Origin of the sequence: Streptomyces ambofaciens ATCC 23877, assembly GCF_001267885.1 — a bacterium.
Taxonomy (GTDB): Bacteria; Actinomycetota; Actinomycetes; order Streptomycetales; family Streptomycetaceae; genus Streptomyces; species Streptomyces ambofaciens.
Genome location: NZ_CP012382.1, coordinates 1,705,513 through 1,723,700 on the forward strand (window position 1 = coordinate 1,705,513; position 18,188 = coordinate 1,723,700).

General features: G+C 75.2%; 17 protein-coding genes. 7 read left to right on the forward strand and 10 right to left on the reverse strand.

Annotation, left to right across the window (positions count from 1 at the left end; genetic code table 11):
* Positions 1-381 precede the first annotated feature (381 nt).
* Positions 382-738, forward strand: a complete 357-nt coding sequence (locus tag SAM23877_RS07695; RefSeq protein ID WP_053128235.1) for a DUF1844 domain-containing protein — start codon at positions 382-384, stop codon at positions 736-738.
* 161 nt (positions 739-899) lie between these two features.
* Here the strand turns inward: SAM23877_RS07695 and SAM23877_RS07700 are convergent, their stop codons facing one another.
* On the reverse strand, positions 900-1,628 hold the full coding sequence (locus SAM23877_RS07700) for an SseB family protein (protein ID WP_053128238.1): 729 nt from the start codon (positions 1,626-1,628) through the stop codon (positions 900-902).
* A 179-nt stretch (positions 1,629-1,807) separates the two neighbouring features.
* Between SAM23877_RS07700 and SAM23877_RS07705 the strand changes: the two genes are divergently transcribed.
* Entirely contained in the window at positions 1,808-2,254 is a 447-nt protein-coding gene (locus tag SAM23877_RS07705) for a TIGR03618 family F420-dependent PPOX class oxidoreductase (RefSeq protein WP_053128239.1), read from the forward strand.
* Positions 2,255-2,340: 86 nt separating this feature from the next.
* Complete coding sequence (locus SAM23877_RS07710) at positions 2,341-3,240, forward strand: serine hydrolase (protein WP_425314782.1); 900 nt, start codon at positions 2,341-2,343, stop codon at positions 3,238-3,240.
* Here the strand turns inward: SAM23877_RS07710 and mycP are convergent.
* Both mycP and SAM23877_RS07720 read right to left on the reverse strand, forming a co-directional pair.
* Complete coding sequence (gene mycP, locus SAM23877_RS07715) at positions 3,225-4,403, reverse strand: type VII secretion-associated serine protease mycosin (protein WP_053142258.1); 1,179 nt, start codon at positions 4,401-4,403, stop codon at positions 3,225-3,227. The genes SAM23877_RS07710 and mycP overlap by 16 nt on opposite strands.
* Positions 4,404-4,456: 53 nt before the next feature.
* Complete coding sequence (locus tag SAM23877_RS07720) at positions 4,457-5,269, reverse strand: hypothetical protein (protein WP_053128241.1); 813 nt, start codon at positions 5,267-5,269, stop codon at positions 4,457-4,459.
* A 1,606-nt stretch (positions 5,270-6,875) separates the two neighbouring features.
* On the opposite strand from SAM23877_RS07720, the gene SAM23877_RS07725 reads away from it, so the two are divergent.
* A complete protein-coding gene (locus tag SAM23877_RS07725) occupies positions 6,876-8,078 on the forward strand; it encodes an amino acid deaminase/aldolase (RefSeq protein ID WP_053128243.1) in 1,203 nt (400 codons plus the stop codon).
* 10 nt (positions 8,079-8,088) lie between these two features.
* On the opposite strand, the gene SAM23877_RS07730 is transcribed toward SAM23877_RS07725, so the two are convergent.
* The 4 genes from SAM23877_RS07730 to SAM23877_RS07745 are packed head-to-tail and all read right to left on the reverse strand — an operon-like array spanning position 8,089 to position 12,702.
* Positions 8,089-9,069, reverse strand: a complete 981-nt coding sequence (locus tag SAM23877_RS07730; RefSeq protein WP_053128245.1) for a DUF2510 domain-containing protein — start codon at positions 9,067-9,069, stop codon at positions 8,089-8,091.
* A gap of 37 nt (positions 9,070-9,106) precedes the next feature.
* On the reverse strand, positions 9,107-9,889 hold the full coding sequence (locus SAM23877_RS07735; protein WP_053128247.1) for a 3-oxoacyl-ACP reductase: 783 nt from the start codon (positions 9,887-9,889) through the stop codon (positions 9,107-9,109).
* 49 nt (positions 9,890-9,938) lie between these two features.
* Positions 9,939-11,330 (reverse strand): aldehyde dehydrogenase family protein, encoded by a 1,392-nt coding sequence (locus SAM23877_RS07740; protein ID WP_053128249.1) that lies wholly within the window; start codon positions 11,328-11,330, stop codon positions 9,939-9,941.
* A gap of 7 nt (positions 11,331-11,337) precedes the next feature.
* Positions 11,338-12,702, reverse strand: a complete 1,365-nt coding sequence (locus tag SAM23877_RS07745) for a glutamine synthetase family protein (protein WP_053128251.1) — start codon at positions 12,700-12,702, stop codon at positions 11,338-11,340.
* A gap of 74 nt (positions 12,703-12,776) precedes the next feature.
* Here SAM23877_RS07745 and SAM23877_RS07750 point away from each other — a divergent pair, with 74 nt between their 5' ends.
* The gene (locus SAM23877_RS07750; protein WP_053128253.1) at positions 12,777-13,511 is read left to right on the forward strand and encodes a FadR/GntR family transcriptional regulator; all 735 of its coding nucleotides are present in this window, start codon (positions 12,777-12,779) and stop codon (positions 13,509-13,511) included.
* Positions 13,512-13,583: 72 nt separating this feature from the next.
* Positions 13,584-14,276: a gamma-glutamyl-gamma-aminobutyrate hydrolase family protein gene (locus SAM23877_RS07755; protein WP_053128255.1), complete on the forward strand. Its 693-nt coding sequence runs from the start codon at positions 13,584-13,586 to the stop codon at positions 14,274-14,276.
* Positions 14,277-14,620: 344 nt separating this feature from the next.
* Here the strand turns inward: SAM23877_RS07755 and SAM23877_RS07760 are convergent, their stop codons facing one another.
* Positions 14,621-15,598: a LysR family transcriptional regulator gene (locus SAM23877_RS07760; protein ID WP_053128257.1), complete on the reverse strand. Its 978-nt coding sequence runs from the start codon at positions 15,596-15,598 to the stop codon at positions 14,621-14,623.
* A 70-nt stretch (positions 15,599-15,668) separates the two neighbouring features.
* Between SAM23877_RS07760 and SAM23877_RS07765 the strand changes: the two genes are divergently transcribed.
* Positions 15,669-16,847, forward strand: coding sequence for a TDT family transporter (locus SAM23877_RS07765; RefSeq protein WP_053128259.1), 1,179 nt, complete (start codon positions 15,669-15,671; stop codon positions 16,845-16,847).
* Here the strand turns inward: SAM23877_RS07765 and SAM23877_RS40660 are convergent.
* On the reverse strand, positions 16,774-17,598 hold the full coding sequence (locus SAM23877_RS40660) for a helical backbone metal receptor (RefSeq protein ID WP_053128261.1): 825 nt from the start codon (positions 17,596-17,598) through the stop codon (positions 16,774-16,776). The two genes, SAM23877_RS07765 and SAM23877_RS40660, sit on opposite strands and share 74 nt — an antisense overlap.
* A complete protein-coding gene (locus tag SAM23877_RS07775; RefSeq protein ID WP_053128263.1) occupies positions 17,595-18,164 on the reverse strand; it encodes a helix-turn-helix domain-containing protein in 570 nt (189 codons plus the stop codon). The genes SAM23877_RS40660 and SAM23877_RS07775 overlap by 4 nt, the downstream gene beginning before the upstream one ends.
* Positions 18,165-18,188 lie beyond the last annotated feature (24 nt).

The window sequence follows — 18,188 nt, forward strand, 5'->3', positions numbered from 1 at the left end:
GATCCTCCTCGGTAGCACCACGCGACGGTCTGGCGGACAGCCGCGTAACGTCTGTGTTCGATAGACCTAACCGCGCCGGCGCAACAAAAATGCCCCGGACGATCACAGGCGGGGCTCCTTGGACTACTACCGGAGCACCGCCGCGATGGCCGCGGGGCGCGATCTCGGGCTGGTCGCCGCCGTGGGACGGGACCGCCTGACCGGTGACCCGCCGTCCTGAGGACGGCCAGGTGGGAGTTCGGAGCCTCCACTTGTGGGCCGGATTCGCTGCCGTGGGCGTGCGTTTCCGACCGGTCGTTACACAAGGTTAGCAGCTCGGCAGGGGAAGGGCTAACCGAGACCGGGTGGGGCCGGGTCCCCCGCTGCGCCTATCGTGGGCGCATGAGTGAGACCCCTCCTGAGACGCCCGACTTCGACGCCATGACCCGCGACATCGCCGAGGTCCCCGCGGTCGAGGTGATCGTGACGGTCGCCGTCAACCTGATGAGCGCCGCCGCCGTGAAGCTGGGGCTGACCGAGGAGGGCGACGCGCACAAGGACCTGGACGAGGCCCGCAAGCTGGTGCACGCGCTGGCCGGTCTGCTCGACGCGTCGGCGACGGAGATCAGCTCGTTCCACGCGGCACCGCTGCGCGACGGGCTGAAGTCGCTCCAGCTGGCCTTCCGCGAGGCCTCGCTCGTCCCCGATGAGCCGGGCCAGGGCCCGGGCGAGAAGTACACCGGCCGGGTCTACGGCTGAGTCGCCTCCGTACTGTCCGGCCGGTCCACGGCTGAGACGCCCCACACCGTCCGGCCGGGTCTAGGGGTGAGCCGTCCCCGCAGGTACCCGGACGGGTACCTGCGGGTCAGTTTTTCCCCGCACGTGTCCGGCGCTGTCCTGCCGGGTCCGGGGTCGAGCCGTCACCGCACGTACAGGGGCTCGCCCGGCGGCGTCGCCCCGGCCGGCAGCAGGGCCAGGTCGAGGCCGCGCACCAGGCGGGCCCTCAGTGTCTCGTCGGCGGCCAGGCGCTCGGCGACGGCCCGGGCGGCCGTGGCGGGGTCGGCTCCGGGGTCGAGGAGCAGCGCCAGCGTGCCGTCGGCCCGTCCCGGCCCGAGGTGGGCCCGGAGTACGGCGGGCTCGGCGGCCACGGCGGTGCGTACCGCCTCGGTGACGGCCGGGTCGGCCAGCGGGTCGGTCGTCGTACGCCCCTCGGCCAGCGCCAGCAGCACCGCGCCGGTCAGTTCGAACGGAACCGGTCCGGCCAGGTCCAGGACCACCGTGTCCGCCTTCTCGTGCGCGGCGGCCTGCAGCGCCTGGTGCACGGGGACGGCGACGGGGCGGGCACCGGGGTCCCAGCGGGCCAGCGACTCGGTGGAAGTGAAGGCGGGCAGGGCGGTGCGGCCGCCGGCCTTCAGGGTCGGGACCGCCATGTCGCTGGTCTTCTCGCGGCGCAGCCCGCGCTCGTCCTCCTCCACCTCGCCGAGGACGGCCACGACGGGGACGAGCAGCCGGGCGCCCTTGAGGGCCTCCAGTACGGGAGCCAGGGCGGTGCGGTCCTCGGCCCAGGCGGCGAGGGCCGCGCTCAGCCGGGGGTCGGCCGAGCCGTCGTCGTCGGAGTAGCCGGAGTCGGGAATGTTCTTGTTCGCCACAGCCCCGACCCTAATCGAGGGCCCGGACGGCTCGGCGGGGCCCACCGCGCAGGCGTCCGGACACGTCGGCACGGGACGCGGTGGCGCGGTGGCGCGGTGGCATCGAGGAGGCGCGTCGCGGCTTCGGCGGCCGGAGGGCGGGCCGTGGCGCCGACGATCATGGTTGGTAGCCTCGCCGGATGACAGCGACCTTTGACGACGCCGTCCGCGCTCGGCTGCGAGCTCCGCACATCTGGTACGTCGGCACCGTGTTCGCCGACGGAGCACCGCAGGTCAGTCCCATGTGGGTGGACCTGGAGGGAGAGAACGAGCTGACGTTCAACACCTCGGTGGGCCGAGTGAAGGAGGAGAACCTGCGCCGCGACCCCCGGGTCTACCTCTCGCACGCGGACGCCGCCGATCCCTTCGACCGTGTGCAGATCAGCGGGGTGGTGTCCCGCTTCGTCGAGGGCCCGGAGGCGCACGAGCGGATGGACCGGCTGGCCCGCAAGTACCTGGGCAGCGAGCGCTTCGAGTGGATCATGCCCGGGGAGCAGCGGATCGCGGTCGTCGTGCGTCCGGTGAAGGTGCGGCACATCGTCGGGGTGGAGCGTTTCCGTCCCGGCGGCCCGGTCCCCGCTCCCTGAGTACGCGTCCGGTCGGGCTCCTCACGGTCCTCTCAGGGACCTTTGACCAGGACCTCACGCCGGTCCCACACTCCGCACAGCCTGTACTGGCAGGGCAGGGACACACCCGCCCGGCGGCGGGCGGCGTGACCTCTTCGCCCCCGGCACCCGTGGACGAGGAGGCATCGGTGGTGGAGACGACCGAACCGGTCGGACCGGTTGAACCGGTCGAGGACCGTGACGCGCTGCTGGCCTCGGCCATGGCGTCGGTGCCCGTGGCGGACGGCGCCGAGGTGTCGGTGGCGGTGTTCGACACGGCCTCGGGCGAGAGCGCCTCGCACGGCACGGACCTCTACGACACGGCGAGCATCGTCAAGGTCGACATCCTGGCGGTGCTGCTGCTCCAGGCGCAGGACGCGGGGCGTGCGCTCACCGCCGCGGAGAAGGCGTACGCCGTCGCGATGATCGAGAGTAGCGACAACGACTCGGCGTCGGCGCTGTGGCGGGCGATCGGGGCGGCGGACGGGCTCGACGCCGGGAACGAGCGCTTCGGACTGACGCGGACCCGGGGCGGCGACGGCCCCCTGTGGGGGCTGACGCAGACCACGGCCGCCGACCAGGTGGCGCTGTTGCGGCAGGTGTTCGTGGCGGACGGCTCGGAGCTGAGCGAGGCCTCACGGGCGTACGTGCGCGGGCTGATGGGGCGGATCGCCGACGGTCAGCGGTGGGGTGTGTCGGCCGCGGCGGACGACACCGGCGATTCGGCGTGGGCGCTGAAGAACGGCTGGCTGCGGCGCAGCACCACCGGGCTGTGGGTGGCCGACAGCATCGGGCGGGTCACGGCGGGCGGACGCGACCGTCTGGTGGCGGTCGTGTCGCGCGGCAGTGCGACCCGGGCGGAGGGGATCGCGCTCACCGAGGCGGCGGCGCGGGCGGCGGTGGCCGTCTTCTCCGGGGCCGTCCCGTCCGGGGAGGACGGCGCGGCCTCGGGTCAGAAGTCGTCGTAGCGTTCGCGGCGGCCCCGCCACAGGACGACGGCCGCGACGATCATGACGCCGCCCGCGCCGCCCGCGAGGGGCGCCGCCCAGGCGGCGGTGCCCTCGTCGGAGCCGGCGGCGTCGGGTCCGGAGCCGAAGTACTCGTCACCGTACGCGGCCGATTTGAGGCCCCGGGGCTCCAGACGTCCGGCCGCCTCGATGGCCGCGGCGGGATCGACGAAGCCGTAGCCGCGGGAGTCGTCGCGGCCCTCGGTGGGGGCGTTGCGGGCCGTGTCCTCCAGGAGGGACTTGACCTGGGCCGGGGTGAGGTCGGGGTGGGCCGACTTCACCAGGGCGGCGGCCCCGGAGACGAAGGCGGAGGCGGCGCTGGTGCCCCAGCCCTCGTAGTAGCGGTGGTCCGGGTCGGCGATGATCACGTCGACGCCGGGGGCGCTGACCGTGGCGTACCAGCGGCGGGTGGAGAAGGAGGCGCGGGTGCCGTAACGGTCGACGGCGGTCGCGGCGATCACGCCCGGATAGGCGGCCGGGTAGGAGATGTGGTCGCCCTTCTCTCCTCCGTTGCCGGCCGAGGCGACGACGACCACGCCCTTCCGCAGGGCGTACTGGATGGCCTCGTCCTCGGCGGGTTCGGGGTGGGCTGAGGCGGAGTCGTCGCCCAGGGAGAGGTTGATGATGTCGGCGCCGTGGTCGGTGGCCCAGCGGATGCCGTCGGCGAGGGCGTTGCCGCGGGTCTTGCGGGCCTTGGCGCGGGACGGGTCGCCGTCCTCCAGGATGACGCGCAGGGGCAGGATCTTCGCCTCCGGGGCGACGCCCATGGCGCCCTCCGCGTTGCCGGCGCCGTGTCCGTGGCCGGCGATGATCCCGGCCATGGCGGTACCGTGCCGAGCCCAGGCGCGCTCCCCCTCGCTCGCGCCGAAGCCGACCAGGTCCTTGCCGTCGAGGACGTTGCCCGCCAGGTCGGGGTGGTCGGCCTCGACGCCGGTGTCCAGGACGGCGACGGTGACGCCCGCGCCCTTGGTGGTGCGCCACGCCTCGTCGGTGTGCAGGGCGTCCAGGGCCCACTGCTGGGCGCGGATGCCGTCGGCGTGCGCGGCGGGCGCCGGGACGAGGACCAGGGCGGCGGCGAGGAGGAGCCCCAGGGCGCCCGTCCTGCGGGCGCCGGTGTGCGGCACGGGGGCGGCGGGCCTCACGGCGGTCTCGGCGGCGCCGGCGGTGTGGGCGGTCTTCACGACGGACGCTCCGTGGCCTGGCCGACGTTCTTGCGCAGGGCACGTTCGACGCGGTCGGCGAGGCCCTGCGCCTCGTGGCCGAGGCCGGCCTGGGCGGGGGCCGAGCCCGCGCCGGACTCCATGGCCTCCTCGGCGGGCTGGGGCTCGTCGACGCCGCGGCCGTCCGCCCAGCCGGAGACGGCGTAGACGACGACGGGGCCGTCGGTGAGGACGGAGACGGTCCACGAGGCCCGCTGCCGCGCACCGAAGCCGGCGGCGACGGTGTCCTCGGCGGCGTACGGCAGCGGCATGAGGTCCTCCCGGCGGCCCAGGCCCTCCTTCTCGAACCGGCCCGCCAGCGAGGTCATGGCGGCGGCGTCGGCCTTGGTGAAGAGCATGCCGACGGTGGTGACGTAGCTCTGGGTGGCGTCGGTGTAGGTGGCGCGCAGCAGGCGCCGGCAGCCGACGGGGTCGAGGAGCTTGGCCAGCAGCGGGTCGAAGGCGCCCTCGCAGCCGCTGTCCGGCGCGACGGCGACCCGCGTCCACGTGCGGTCGGCGCCGCCGGGTCCGGCGCCCTGTCCGCGCACGGTGGGCGGGAACAGCTGGTCGACCGGCACGCTGTGCCACAGGTCTCCCGCCTCGGTGAACGCGCTGCGCGCACCGTCGTCACCCGAGTCCCCGGTGAGCCAGCTGCCGGTGACGGCCCCCGTGACCAGCCCCAGGCCCAGCACGAGGCAGACGGCCGCGGCGACGGCCTGCGCCCGCCCGCGCTCACCGAACGGACGCGGCCGGGCGTGCTCGTCGTACCCCTCGGGCTCCGCGAACGACACCCGCGGCCGCCCTTCGCCGGGCGCCGTCGGAGCGCTCCAGGACCGCGCGGGGTCGGGTGCGGCGGCCGTGCCGGCCGGGCCGGACGCGGGGTGCGGCGCTGACGCCGGTTCCGGTTCCGGCGGGACGGGGCGAAGGCGCCGGGTCGTCTCCGACGGGGCCTCCGGGGGCGCGGTGGGGCGCGGGGGCGACGTGGTGGCGCCCCGTGGGGGCCCCGCGGGTGTGCCGGGGCCGGAGGACGACGAGGCCACCGGGCCGCGGGACGACGCCTGCGACGGGCCACCGTTCCACGAGGCGTCAGCGGGGCCACGGGAGGCGGGTGCGCCGGCGGCGGGCGCACCAGGGCCACCGGAAAGGGGTGCGCCGGGGCCACGGGAGACGGATGCACCGGAGGCAGGCGCATCGGGGCCACCGGAGACGCGTGCGCCGGGGCCACGGGTGACGGATGCGCCGGGGCCACGGGTGACGGATGCGCCGGGGGCGGGCGCGTCGGGGCCACCGAAGACGGGCGCACCGGAGGCAGGCGCGTCGGGGCCGCCGAAGACGGGCGCACGGGAGGCGGGCGCTTCGGGGCCACCGAAGACGGGCGCATCGGGGCGGCCGGAGGCAGGTGCGCCGGAGGCAGGTGCGTCGGGGCGACGTGGTGGAGGTGGCGCGGGGCGGTGCGTCCGCCGGGCCCCGCCGTCCCCCGGGGCACCACGGCCGACGGTCGGCGGGGTGTCGGGGAAACGCGCGGAGGCGCTGGGAGGCGGAGGCGCGGGCTCGGTGGCCCGGGAGTCGGCGGGCCGCAAGTGCGGGTAACGGGGGCGGGCGCCGGAGTCCGAGGCCTCGCGGCCACCGCCCCTACGCGGCTCGGGCGAGCAGGTGTCCCGGCCGTCGCCCCGGCTCCCGGAACCGTCCACCGGGTCCTGCTCCCGGGCCGTACGCGGGCCGGGAAAACCCTCGTCGCCCGCTGCCGGCGACCCGTCCGCGCCCGGGCGGGAGTCGGCGGGCCGGGCGTTCGAGTCGCGTGCCTCCGTGTGCCGTGAGGCGGGGTAGGACGGTGCGACCGGTGTGCGTCGGTCCGTGCCGGCCGGGTCCCCACCGGGCGCCGCCGGCGGCTGGGCCGACTGGGGCGGGTCGACGGGGCGCGGCGGCGTACCGGGACGGGCCTGCGGGGCCGGCGGCGTACCGGGACGGGGCGGGGCAGCCGGGTGAGGTGGGATTCCGGGACGGGGGGAGCCGCCGGGGCTCGGCGGGGTCTCCGGGCGGGGCGGCGTCTCCTGGCGGGGCGGGTGCCCCGAGTGTGGGGGGAGGGAGGCGCGGCGCGCTTCCGTGCTCATGCACCCCCCGTTTCCTCGGGCCCGGGCCGTTTCTCCGACGCGGGCCGGTGATGTGGTCTCCTGCCCCGGCCCGGCGCGGAGCGCTCCGTCCCGGGCACGCATACCCGCACGGGAGGACCGCCATCCCGGCGCGGACTCCGGAGCCCTGCCTCGGGGGCCGTGCCGCCGTGCGTGCGCGTCACTCTACGGCGTGACCCCGCCCGGCGGGGAACCAGTCCGCGCCCTCGTGGCATTGGCCCGGAACGTCCCCCTACCCTGCGGTAATCCTGTCTGGCAGGCTGCGTCCATGACTGCGCGCGCCGCCGACCGGGCCCGTTACGACCGGGCCACCGCCCATCTGGACGCCCCCGTGGCGATCGTGGACCTGGAGGCCTTCGACGCGAACGCGGACGACCTGGTCCGTCGGGCCGGAGGCAAGCCGATCCGGGTCGCCAGCAAGTCCGTGCGCTGCCGGGCCCTGCTCGAACGGGTCCTGGGCAGGGACGGTTTCGCGGGGGTCATGTCGTTCACCCTGGCCGAGTCCCTGTGGCTCGCACGCTCCGGTTTCGAGGACGTGCTGCTCGCCTACCCGTCGGCGGACCGCGCCCGGTACGCCGAACTGACCGCCGATCCCAAGCTCGCCTCCGCCGTGTCCGTGATGATCGACGACCCGGCGCAGCTGGACCTCATCGACGCGGCGCGCGACGGCGGCCGGGAAGTCGTCCGGGTGTGCCTGGAGTTGGACACCTCGCTGAGGCTGCTCGGCGGACGCGTGCGGGTCGGCGCACGGCGCTCTCCGCTGCACTCCCCCGCCCAGGTCGCCGACCTGGCCCGCGCGGTGGCCCGCCGGCCGGGGTTCGAGGTCGTCGGCATCATGGCGTACGAGGGGCATGTCGCCGGGGTCGGGGACGCGGTGGCGGGGCGGCCGCTGCGGTCGCGGGCGGTGCGGCTGATGCAGGGGGCCGCCCGCCGTGAACTCGCCGAGCGGCGTGCCGCGGTCGTCCGGGCGGTCCGGGCGGTGGTACCCGGTCTGGAGTTCGTCAACGGCGGCGGCACGGGCAGCGTGCAGCACACCGCCGCGGAGGACGCGGTCACGGAGATCGCCGCCGGCTCCGGGCTGTACGTGCCGCGGCTGTTCGACAACTACACGTCGTTCCGGGGGCGCCCGGCGGCGCTGTTCGCCCAGCCCGTCGTCCGGCGTCCGGGGGTCGGCGTGGTGGCCGTGCTCGGCGGCGGCTATCCGGCCTCCGGCGCGCCCGGCGCCGACCGGCTGCCGGAGCCGTACCTCCCCGAAGGGCTGCGCTACGACTCCCAGGAGGGGGCCGGCGAGGTGCAGACGCCGCTGCTCGGCACGCCCGCCGACGACCTCCTCATCGGCGACAAGGTGTGGTTCCGGCACGCCAAGGCCGGTGAGCTGTGCGAGCGGTTCGACGCGCTGCACCTGGTCGAGGGGGACGCGGTGACGGCGACGGTGCCGACGTACCGGGGCGAGGGGCACACCTACCTGTAGGCGCGCCGGGTCAGTTCGACGGGCCGATTCCGCTGCCCACGCCGCCGCCCGTGTCCGCGTCGCCGACGGGCCGGATGCCCTTGGTGATCCGCTCCATGTCGTCCAGGGGCGGACCGTCCTCGCCGGCGTCGAAGACGTAGCGGACGAGGATCGGGGACTCGGTGCCGACGGTGGAGGGGAACACCATCGACTGCACGTAGCCGCCGGGGCCCTCGGCCGTCGTGACCCGCCAGCGCACGTAGTACCCGGCGCGTCCGGCGACGGCGACCGGCCCGGACGCCACCTCCTCGTGGGACTCGATGCCGCCGAAGGGCTTGTTGCCGACCAGGTCGCGGTCGTAGGCGTCGTCGGCCGCGTCCTCGATGTCCTGCTCGGCGAGGGTCTTCGGGGAGGACTCGGCGTTCGCCGTGACGGTGCGCGAGACGACGAGTCCGTGCCGGCACACACCGCCGTCGGCGGGACAGTCGTAGGTGCCGTCCGTGGTCATCATGACGTCGTCCTCGGTGACGTGCTTCGGCGGGACCCAGCCGTCCGGCAGCGGGAAGGTAATGCCGTTGAGCTGGTCCTCGACCACGGTCGGGGCGTCGGTGGGGGTCGGCGAAGGGGTCGGCGTCGCGCTCACCGGCGACGGGCCGGTGGGAGCGGCGGAGGACGGCGAGGTCGGTGTCCGCGGGCCGCCGTCCTCCTCGCCGAGGAAGAACACGCCGCCGGCGATCGCCGCGACCAGCACGGCCCCGGCGGCGGTGAGGGCGACGGCCTTGCCGCGCACGGTGCCGTCCGCGGGCCGGCGCTGCTCCGGGTGGCCGCCCGTGAACAGGGGCACGGTCGACGACGGCCCGGGCGCCCCGGGTCGTACCTGCTGCTGGGCCGGGGGTGCCCCGTACCCGGCGGGCTCGGGCGCCCGGCGGTGCTCCGTCCAGGCCGTTCCGTCCCACCACCGTTCCTGGTGCGGGGCCGACGGATCGGAGTACCAGCCGGGCGGCGGCGTCATGCTCATCCCGGCACTGTAGGGCGCCGCTCGCGGTGATCTACAGCGGTGTGACGTACGCCCCGGAGATCCCGCCGTCGACCAGGAAGTCGCTGGCGTTCACGAAGGAGGAGTCGTCGCTGGCCAGGAAGGCGACGGCGGCGGCGATCTCCTCGGCCTCGGCGAAACGCCCGAGCGGAATGTGGACGAGGCGGCGCGCGGCCCGCTCCGGGTCCTTGGCGAACAGTTCCTGGAGGAGCGGGGTGTTGACCGGCCCGGGGCAGAGGGCGTTGACGCGGATGCCCTCCCGCGCGAACTGCACGCCCAGTTCGCGGGACATGGCGAGGACACCGCCCTTGGAGGCCGTGTACGAGATCTGCGAGGTGGCCGCGCCCATCCGGGCCACGAAGGACGCCGTGTTGATGATGGACCCGCGGCCCTGACGCCGCATGTAGGGGATGGCGGCCTTGCAGCACAGGTAGACGGAGGTCAGGTTGACCTCCTGGACGCGCTTCCACGCCTCCAGGCCGGTCTCCAGGATGGAGTCGTCGTCCGGCGGCGAGATACCGGCGTTGTTGAACGCGACGTCGACGCTCCCGTAGGTGTCGTACGCCGTCTCGAACAGCGCCTCGACCTGCCCCGGGTCGGTGACGTCGACCTTGACGAAGGTGCCGCCGATCTCGTCGGCCGCCGCCTTGCCCCGGGTCTCGTCCACGTCGCCGCAGACGACGTGCGCGCCCTCGGAGGCGAGCCGGCGGACGGTGGCGAGGCCGATGCCGCTGCCGGCCCCGGTGACGACGGCGGTACGGCCGACGAGCCTGCGGCAGACGATGTCTTCGCTCACTGTGCGGGTCCTCCGTGCTCGACGGGACGTTACGGGACGCTGTGGGGCGTCACGGGGCGGTGCTGATGAAGACGTTCTTGGTCTCGGTGAAGGCGGTCAGCGCGTCCGGGCCGAGTTCGCGGCCGAGACCGGACTGCTTGAACCCGCCGAACGGCGTCCAGTAGCGGACGCTGGAGTGGGAGTTGACGGACAGGTTCCCGGCCCGCACCGCCTGGGAGACGCGCAGGGCGCGGCCGACGTCCCGGGTCCAGACCGAGCCGGACAGACCGTAGTCGGTGGCGTTGGCCAGGTGGACGGCGTCGGCCTCGTCCTCGAAGGGCAGGACGACGGCGACGGGCCCGAAGACCTCCTCGACCGCCACCCGCGCGTGCGCGTCGACACCGGTCAGAACGGTGGGCGGGAACCAGAAGCCGGGGCCGCCCGCGGGGGCCTTGCCCCGGATGCCGTCGGCGTCCTCGGGGACGTAGGAGCGGACGCGGTCCAGCTGGGCACGGGAGATGAGCGGGCCCATGTCGGTGCGTTCGTCGGCCGGGTCGCCGACGAGGACGGACTCGATCGCGGGGGCGAGGAGGCCGAGGAAGCGGTCGTACACCGCGCGCTGGACCAGGATGCGGGTGCGGGCGCAGCAGTCCTGGCCGGAGTTGTCGAGGAAGGACATGGGCGTGGCGGTGGCGGCGGCCTCGAGGTCGGCGTCGGCGAAGACGATGTTGGGGCTCTTGCCGCCGAGTTCCAGGGTGACGGGCTTGAGGAGTGCCGCGCCCTTGGCCGCCACCTGCCGGCCCACGGCCGTCGACCCGGTGAAGACGATCTTGGCGACGCCCGGGTGGGTGACGAGCGCGTCGCCCGCGACGGCCCCGTGTCCGGGCAGCACCTGGAGGAGGCCTTCGGGGAGTCCGGCCACAAGGGCCAGTTCGGCCAGGCGCAGCGCGGTCAGCGGGGTCGTCTCGGCGGGCTTGAGGAGGACCGCGTTGCCCGCCGCCAGTGCGGGCGCGGTGCCCCAGGCCGCGATCGGCATGGGGAAGTTCCAGGGCGCGATGACGCCGACGACGCCGAGCGGTTCGAGGAGTGTGACGTCCAGGCCGCCGGCGACCGGGATCTGCCGTCCGGTGAGCCGTTCCACTCCCCCGGCGGCGTAGTCGAGCAGGTCGCGGACGTTCCCGGCCTCCCAGCGGGCGTTGCCGATGGTGTGTCCGGCCTCGCGGACCTCCAGGCGGGCCAGCTCCTCCAGGTGGTCGTCGACGGTGGCGGCGAACCGGCGCAGGAGCCGGGCCCGGTCCCCGGGGGCCAGGGCGGCCCAGGCCGTCTGCGCCCGTGCGGCCCGTGCGACGGCGGCGTCGACGTCGGCGGCGGAGGCCGCGGGGACGGTGGCGACGACCTCCTCGGTGGCGGGGTTCAGTACCCGCAGGTCGGGTGCCGCTGTTCCGGGTGCCTGGTGGGACAAGGGGACCTCACATGCGTTCGAAGGAGCGGCGCAGCTCCCAGTCCGTGACCGCGGCGTCGTAGGCGTCGAGTTCGACCCGCGCCATGTTGCGGTAGTGGGCGACGACCTCGTCCCCGAAGGCGGCCTCGGCGAGGGCGCTGTTCTCCCAGAGCTCGGCGGCCTCGCGCAGGGTGGTCGGGACGTGCGCGTAGTCCGCGGCGTAGGCGTTGCCCGGGCACGGCTCGGGCAGCTCCAGCCGCTGCTCGACACCGTGCAGCCCCGCCGCCACCATGCCCGCGACCGCGAGGTACGGGTTCACGTCGCCGCCGGGCAGCCGGTTCTCGAACCGCAGGGAACGGCCGTGGCCGACGACGCGCAGGGCGCAGGTGCGGTTGTCGCGTCCCCAGGCGACGGCGGTCGGGGCGAAGGAGCCCGGCTGGAACCGCTTGTAGGAGTTGATGTGGGGGGCGTAGAGGAGGGAGAACTCGCGCAGCGCCACCAACTGTCCGGCGAGGAAGTGCCGCATGGTCTCGGACATGCCGCCCTCCTCCTCGCCGGCCATGGCGCTGTTGCCGTCGGCGTCGGCGAGGGAGAGGTGGATGTGGCAGGAGTTGCCCTCACGCTCGTTGTACTTGGCCATGAAGGTGAGGGACATGCCCTCCTGGGCGGCGATCTCCTTGGCGCCGGTCTTGTAGACCGCGTGCTGGTCGCAGGTGACCAGGGCCTCGTCGTAGCGGAAGACGATCTCGTGCTGGCCGGGATTGCACTCGCCCTTGGCGGACTCGACGGTGAGGCCGGCACCGGCCATCTCGTTGCGGATGCGGCGCAGCAGGGGCTCGACGCGGCCGGTGCCGAGGACCGAGTAGTCGATGTTGTACTGGTTGGCCGGGGTCAGGCCGCGGTAGTTGGCGTCCCAGGCCTGTTCGTAGGTGTCCCGGAAGACGATGAACTCCAGCTCCGTGCCGACCCGCGCGCTCAGGCCGTGTCCGGCGAGGCGCTCGAGCTGGCGGCGCAGGATCTGGCGGGGCGCGGCGAGCACCGGTGAGCCGTCCTCCCAGGCGAGGTCGGCGACGACCATCGCGGTGCCCTCGTTCCAGGGCAGGCGGCGCAGGGTCCGCACGTCGGGGTGGAGGGCGAAGTCGCCGTAGCCGCGGTCCCAGGAGGACATCGCGTAGCCGTCGACGGTGTTCATGTCGGCGTCGACGGCGAGGAGGTAGTTGCAGCCCTCCGTGCCGTGCCGGAGGACCTCGTCCAGGAAGAAGCGCGCGGCGAACCGCTTGCCCTGGAGGCGTCCCTGCATGTCGGGGAAGGCCAGGACGACGGTGTCGATCTCACCGCCGGCGACGAGGGCGTGCAGTTCCTCGACCCCGAGAGGGGGTGTGCGGTCTGGCACGGGGAGAGCCTCCTTGTGGCCGGGAGCCATAAGGTATTGCGGGTGACCATTGCTTGGGAAGGGGGCGCGGCCGCATGCCGGAGGAAACCGGCGGGAGCGTGACGGACCGGCTCGCGCCGGTCCTGCGGACGGTACGGGCCGGCAACGGCTTCGAGGAGGCGCTGGAGCAGATCCTCCAGGTCGTGCGGCTGGGTCTGGTGTCCGGGGGCGAGCGGCTGCCGGCCGAGCGGGAGCTGGCGGAGCGGCTGGGGATCAGCCGGGTCACGCTCCGCGAGGTGCTGCGGGTGCTCCAGGACCAGGGGCTGGTGGAGGCCCGGCGCGGCCGGTACGGCGGAACGTTCGTGCTGCCGCGGGCGGATTCCGGCGGTGAGGACGAACTGCGGCGCCGGGTCGCCGGGGTCGACATCGAGGACGTGCTGCGCTTCCGGGAGGTGCTGGAGGTGGGCGCGGCCGGGCTGTGCGCGGCGCACGGGCTGACGGACGCGCGGGCGGCGCGGCTGCGCGAGGCGCTGGCCGGCACGCGGGACGCGCCGCTGGCCTCCTACCGGCGGCTGGACACGAGGCTGCACCTCACCCTCGCCGAGCTGTGCGGCTCACCGACCCTGGCCGCGCAGTACGCCGCCGTCCGGGCCGGCCTGAACGACCTGCTGGACTGCATCCCGCTGCTGGTGCGCAACCTGGAGCACTCGCAGCGGCAGCACACCGCGCTCGTGGCGGCGGTGCTCGACGGCGACGCCGACGGAGCGCGGGAGATCGCGCGGGAGCACTGCGCGGGGACGGCCGCGCTGCTGCGCGGGTTCCTGGCCTAGGGCGCGTACGCGTCTTGCCGCGGCGACGGCGCCCGGCAAAGGTATGAGGACGAGCCATTACCGGGAGGTCGGATGGCGGGCATGCCGCTGATCGGCGTCAGTACGTACCTGGAGACCGGGGCGCGCTGGGGCGTGTGGGAGCTGGAGGCGGCGCTGCTTCCGGCCGGGTATCCGCGGCTCGTGCAGCGGGCGGGCGGGCTGGCCGTGATGCTCCCGCCGGACGCGCCGGAGCACGCCTCCGCCACCGTCGCCCGACTGGACGGCCTGGTGATCGCGGGCGGCCCGGACGTGGAGCCGGCCCGCTACGGTGCCGAGCGCGACCCGCGCACCGGACCGCCGGCCCGGGCCCGCGACACCTGGGAACTGGCGCTCATCGAGGCGGCCCTGAGCACGGGGGTGCCCCTGCTGGGCGTCTGCCGGGGCATGCAGCTGCTGAACGTCGCCCTGGGCGGCACCCTGGTCCAGCACATCGACGGCCACGCCGAGGCGGTCGGGGTCTTCGGCGGCCACCCGGTCACGCCGGTGCCGGGGACGCTGTACGCCGGTGTCGTGCCCGAGGAGGTGTTCGTGCCGACGTACCACCACCAGGCGGTGGACCGGCTCGGTACGGGGCTGGTCCCCTCCGCCCACGCCGCGGACGGCACCGTCGAGGCCCTCGAACTGCCGTCCGGCCGGGGCTGGGTCCTCGGCGTGCAGTGGCACCCGGAGATGGGCGAGGACGTGCGGGTGATGGCGGCACTGGTGAACGCGGCGGCATCGGACTGAACCGGCCCACCCCACCTGGCCCGTGCCGCACGAGCCGGACCCGGCACCCAGCCGACCGACCGGCACCGGCGCGGCACACCCGAGTGGAACCCGGCACCACCCACCCGTGCCCCACGAGCCGAACCCGGCACCCAGCCGGCCCACCGGCACCGGCGCCGCACACCCGAGCGAAACCCCGGCGACACACCCCGCCCACGACACCCACCCGTGCCCCACGAGCCGAACCCGGCACCCAGCCGGCCCACCGGCACCGGCGCGGCACACCCGAGCGGAACCCGGCGGTTCGGCCGCGTGGCGCCCACGGCGAGGTTCGGCGGTCAGGTCCCTCGACCGCGCCACACGGCCTACGCCCGCGTCAGTGAGAGCAGTTGCCGGGCCGGGCCGGTCGGGCGGTGGCCCGTGGGCCAGACCGCTCGCAGGTCGCGGGCCAGGGCGACGTCCGCCACGGGCACGCGCACCAGGCGCCGGGTCGTGAGTTCCTCGCCGACGGCGAGTTCGCTGAGGACCGAGGGGCCGGCCCCGCTCACCGCGGCCGCCTTGACGGCGGTGGTCGACGAGAGCTCGATCAGGGGGCGGGCCAGGCCGCCCAGCGCCGCGTCCAGGACCTGCCGGGTGCCGGAGCCCTGTTCCCGCAGGATCAGCGGGGTGGCGGCCAGTTCCGCCGCCTCGAGCGGGCGCCGGCGGCGGGCCCAGGGGTGACCCGGTGCCGTCACGACGATCAGGCGGTCGTGGGCGATGACAGCCGAGTCGAGGCCCGCGGGGACGCTCACTCCCTCCACGAAGCCCAGGTCGGCCTCGCCGGACAGCAGGCGCTCCGCCACCGCCGCGGAGTTCCCGGCGAGCAGCGACACCGCGGTGTCCGGCAGCTGGGTGCGCAGGGCGACCAGCCAGCCCGGCAGCAGGTACTCGGCGATCGTCATGCTCGCCGCCACCCGCAGCCGCGAGTCCCGCCGGTCCCGCAGCGCCTGCGCTCCCGCGTCGAACGCCTCGGCGGCCTCCACGATCCGGCGCGCCCAGTCCGTGACCAGCGCCCCGGCGTCGGTCAGCCGCGAACCGCGCGGCGAACGGTCCACCAGGGCGACCCCGAGCTGGCGTTCCATCGACCGGATGCGGCTGCTGGCGGCCGGCTGGGTGATGCCCAGCTCACGTGCCGCCCCGCCGAGACTGCCCAGCCGCGCCACCGCCAGCAGCAGCTCCATGGCGCCGAGATCCGGCACCCGGTGCGCCAGGGAGCCCGCCACGTGCCGCCCCCGGGGGTCCTGTCCGCCCTCCGCGCCGTCCGTGTCACCCGACCGCCTGGCGCTGCCCGTACCGCTGCTCATAACCCCAGCTTATGCCCTCATAGAGGAAGGGTCCCTGGTCAGGACATTCGGCCGGCAGGACCGTGGACGCATGGTCACCGCAGCCCGGTCCCGCTCCGTCCCCGCGGAGCAGCCCCTCTCCCCCGCCGCCCCCGCCCGGCGCGCCCTCGCCGTCCGTCATCTCGGGCCCAACTGGTACGCCTGCGTCATGGGGACCGCCGTCGTCGGTACCGCGGGAGCCGCGCTGCCCTGGCACGTGCCGGGGTGGCGCGCCGTCTGCACCGCGGTCTGGGCGCTGTCCTTCCTCCTGCTGGGGACGCTGCTGGTGGCCCGTTCCCTGCACTGGCGCCACCATCGCGACCAGGCCCGTGCCCATCTGCTCGACCCGGCGGCGGCGCCGTTCTACGGCTGTCTGTCGATGGCGCTCCTGGCCGTCGGCGGCGGGTCCGTCTCCCTGGGCCGGGACTGGATCGGCGCCTTCGCCGCGGTCGCCCTGTGCGCCGTGCTCTTCGCCGCCGGTACGGCCGTCGCGCTCGCGGCCGCGGTCGGGGTGCCGTACCTGATGGCCGTGCGCCACCGGATCGGGCCCGGGCAGGCAGGGCCGGTGTGGCTGCTGCCGCTCGTCGCGCCGATGGTCTCCGCGGCCGTCGGGCCGCTCCTGGTCCCGCACCTCCCGCCGGGACAGCCGCGCGAGACGCTGCTGCTCGCCTGCGTCACCCTGTTCGGGATGAGCCTGCTCGCGGCGCTGGTGACGCTGCCCGTGATCTTCGGCAGGCTACTCACCGGCGGTCCGCTGCCGCTCGCGCTGACTCCGACGCTGTTCCTGGTGCTGGGCCCGCTCGGGCAGTCCACGACCGCCGTGGGGCAGTTCGCGGAGGTGGCCCCCGGGGCCGGCCCGACCCCGTACGGCACGGCGTTCGGGGTCTTCGCCGTCCTGTACGGCGTTCCCGTCATGGGCTTCGCGCTGTGGTGGCTGTGCCTCGCCGCCGCGCACGTCGTGCGGGCCCGGCGCGAGGGCATGGGGTTCTCGATGACGTGGTGGTCGTTCACCTTCCCGGTGGGCACCTGCGTCACCGGCTCGCAGTCGCTGGCCCGGCACACCGGACTGGCCGCCTACGACGCCCTCACCGTCGTCCTGTACGCGGTGCTCGTCGCCGCCTGGGCCGTCGCCGCCGTGCACACCGCGCGCGGCGTGGTCAGCGGCGCGCTGCTCGCAGGGCCGCGTCCAGCACCCGGGGGGCCTCGGCCAGTGACGGTCCGTACCACGTGAGGCACCGCCCGTCGACGAGGGCGCAGGGCAGGCCGGGGAAGGCCTCGGGGCCGTCGTCGGCGGTGAAGCGGTACGGCTCGTCCGGCAGGACCACGACGTCCGGGCGGGCCGCCCGGAGCTCCTCGACCGCGATCTTCGGGTACCGCTCGGCGTGAGGGCCGTACAGGTTGTCCACGCCGAGGCGGGCCAGCACGTCGCCGGCGAAGGTGTCCCGGCCGAGCACCATCCAGGGCCTACGCCAGACGGGCACGACGGCCGTACGGCGCCGCTCCGGGGCCAGGGACGGCGACGACGACGGGGCAGGGGCCCGGGCAGGGGACCTCGGGGCCGAGGCCGAGGACGGCGACGGGGCTCGGGACGGCGACGAGGGAGCCGGGGCCGGTGGCGCCGCCGCCCAGGCCGCCTCCGCCTCGTCCAGCCACCGGGGCCTGGAGGCCGCGCCGCAGGCGGCCAGCACCCGGTCCAGTTCGGTGAAGGCCTGCGACACCGTCCGCACCTCCGTCACCAGCACCTCGACGCCCGCCGCGCGCAGGGCGTCCAGGTCGTCGGGGCGGTTCTCCTCCTCGTTGGCGATCACCAGATCGGGCGCGAGCGAGAGGATGCGGTCGGTCTTCGGGTTCTTGGTGCCGCCGACGCGGACGACGTCGAGACCGGCCGGGTGCGTGCACCAGTCGGTGGCACCGGCCAGCACGCCCGGGAGCGTCACGGCGACGGCCTCGGTCAGCGACGGGACCAGGGAGACCGCCCTCACCGGCGGGGCCCTTCCCGGACCGCCTCGATGTGCTCGGCGACGGCGACGACGACCAGCCGGGTGTCGGGCACCGTCGCCCGCCACCGGTGCCGCACCCCGCCGGTGAGGTAGAGCGTGTCGCCCCGCCCCAGCCGATAGGCGCGGCCCTCCGCCTCGATCTCGACGGCGCCCTCGGTGACGAACATCAACTGGTCGTTGCGGTACTGCAGTTCACGCCCGGCGTCGTGATCGCCGGTGAACTCGGAGGCGTGCATCTGGTGGTGGCCGCGCACCAGGGAGCGCACGCGGGGCGCCAGCTCCGGATCGGGGTCCTCCGCCCGCACCACGTCCACACTGCACGCGGGGTCGGCGGCGGCGAGCAGCTCCACGGCGGTGGTGCGCAGCGCGTCGGCCACCTTCTCCAGGGAGCTCGGACTGGGCCGGGCCCGGTCGTTCTCGACCTGGCTGAGGAAGGGCACGGACAGGCCGCTGCGCTCGGACACGACGGCGAGGGTGAGCTCCAGGGCGCGGCGCCGACGCCGCACGGCCGCGCCCACCCGAAGGTGCTGATCTTTGTGGTCGCCCATCGCTCCGGCTCCCTCCTTCACCCG

What these genes read in the sequence shown, in the direction of transcription:
- SAM23877_RS07695 (WP_053128235.1), top strand. Translation starts at nt 382, where the DNA reads ATGAGTGAGACCCCTCCTGAGACGCCCGACTTCGACGCCATGACCCGC.
- SAM23877_RS07705 (WP_053128239.1), top strand. Translation starts at nt 1,808, where the DNA reads ATGACAGCGACCTTTGACGACGCCGTCCGCGCTCGGCTGCGAGCTCCG.
- SAM23877_RS07725 (WP_053128243.1), top strand. Translation starts at nt 6,876, where the DNA reads ATGACTGCGCGCGCCGCCGACCGGGCCCGTTACGACCGGGCCACCGCC.
- SAM23877_RS07730 (WP_053128245.1), bottom strand. Translation starts at nt 9,069, where the DNA reads ATGACGCCGCCGCCCGGCTGGTACTCCGATCCGTCGGCCCCGCACCAG.
- SAM23877_RS07750 (WP_053128253.1), top strand. Translation starts at nt 12,777, where the DNA reads ATGCCGGAGGAAACCGGCGGGAGCGTGACGGACCGGCTCGCGCCGGTC.
- SAM23877_RS07755 (WP_053128255.1), top strand. Translation starts at nt 13,584, where the DNA reads ATGGCGGGCATGCCGCTGATCGGCGTCAGTACGTACCTGGAGACCGGG.
- SAM23877_RS07760 (WP_053128257.1), bottom strand. Translation starts at nt 15,598, where the DNA reads ATGAGCAGCGGTACGGGCAGCGCCAGGCGGTCGGGTGACACGGACGGC.
- SAM23877_RS07765 (WP_053128259.1), top strand. Translation starts at nt 15,669, where the DNA reads ATGGTCACCGCAGCCCGGTCCCGCTCCGTCCCCGCGGAGCAGCCCCTC.
- SAM23877_RS07775 (WP_053128263.1), bottom strand. Translation starts at nt 18,164, where the DNA reads ATGGGCGACCACAAAGATCAGCACCTTCGGGTGGGCGCGGCCGTGCGG.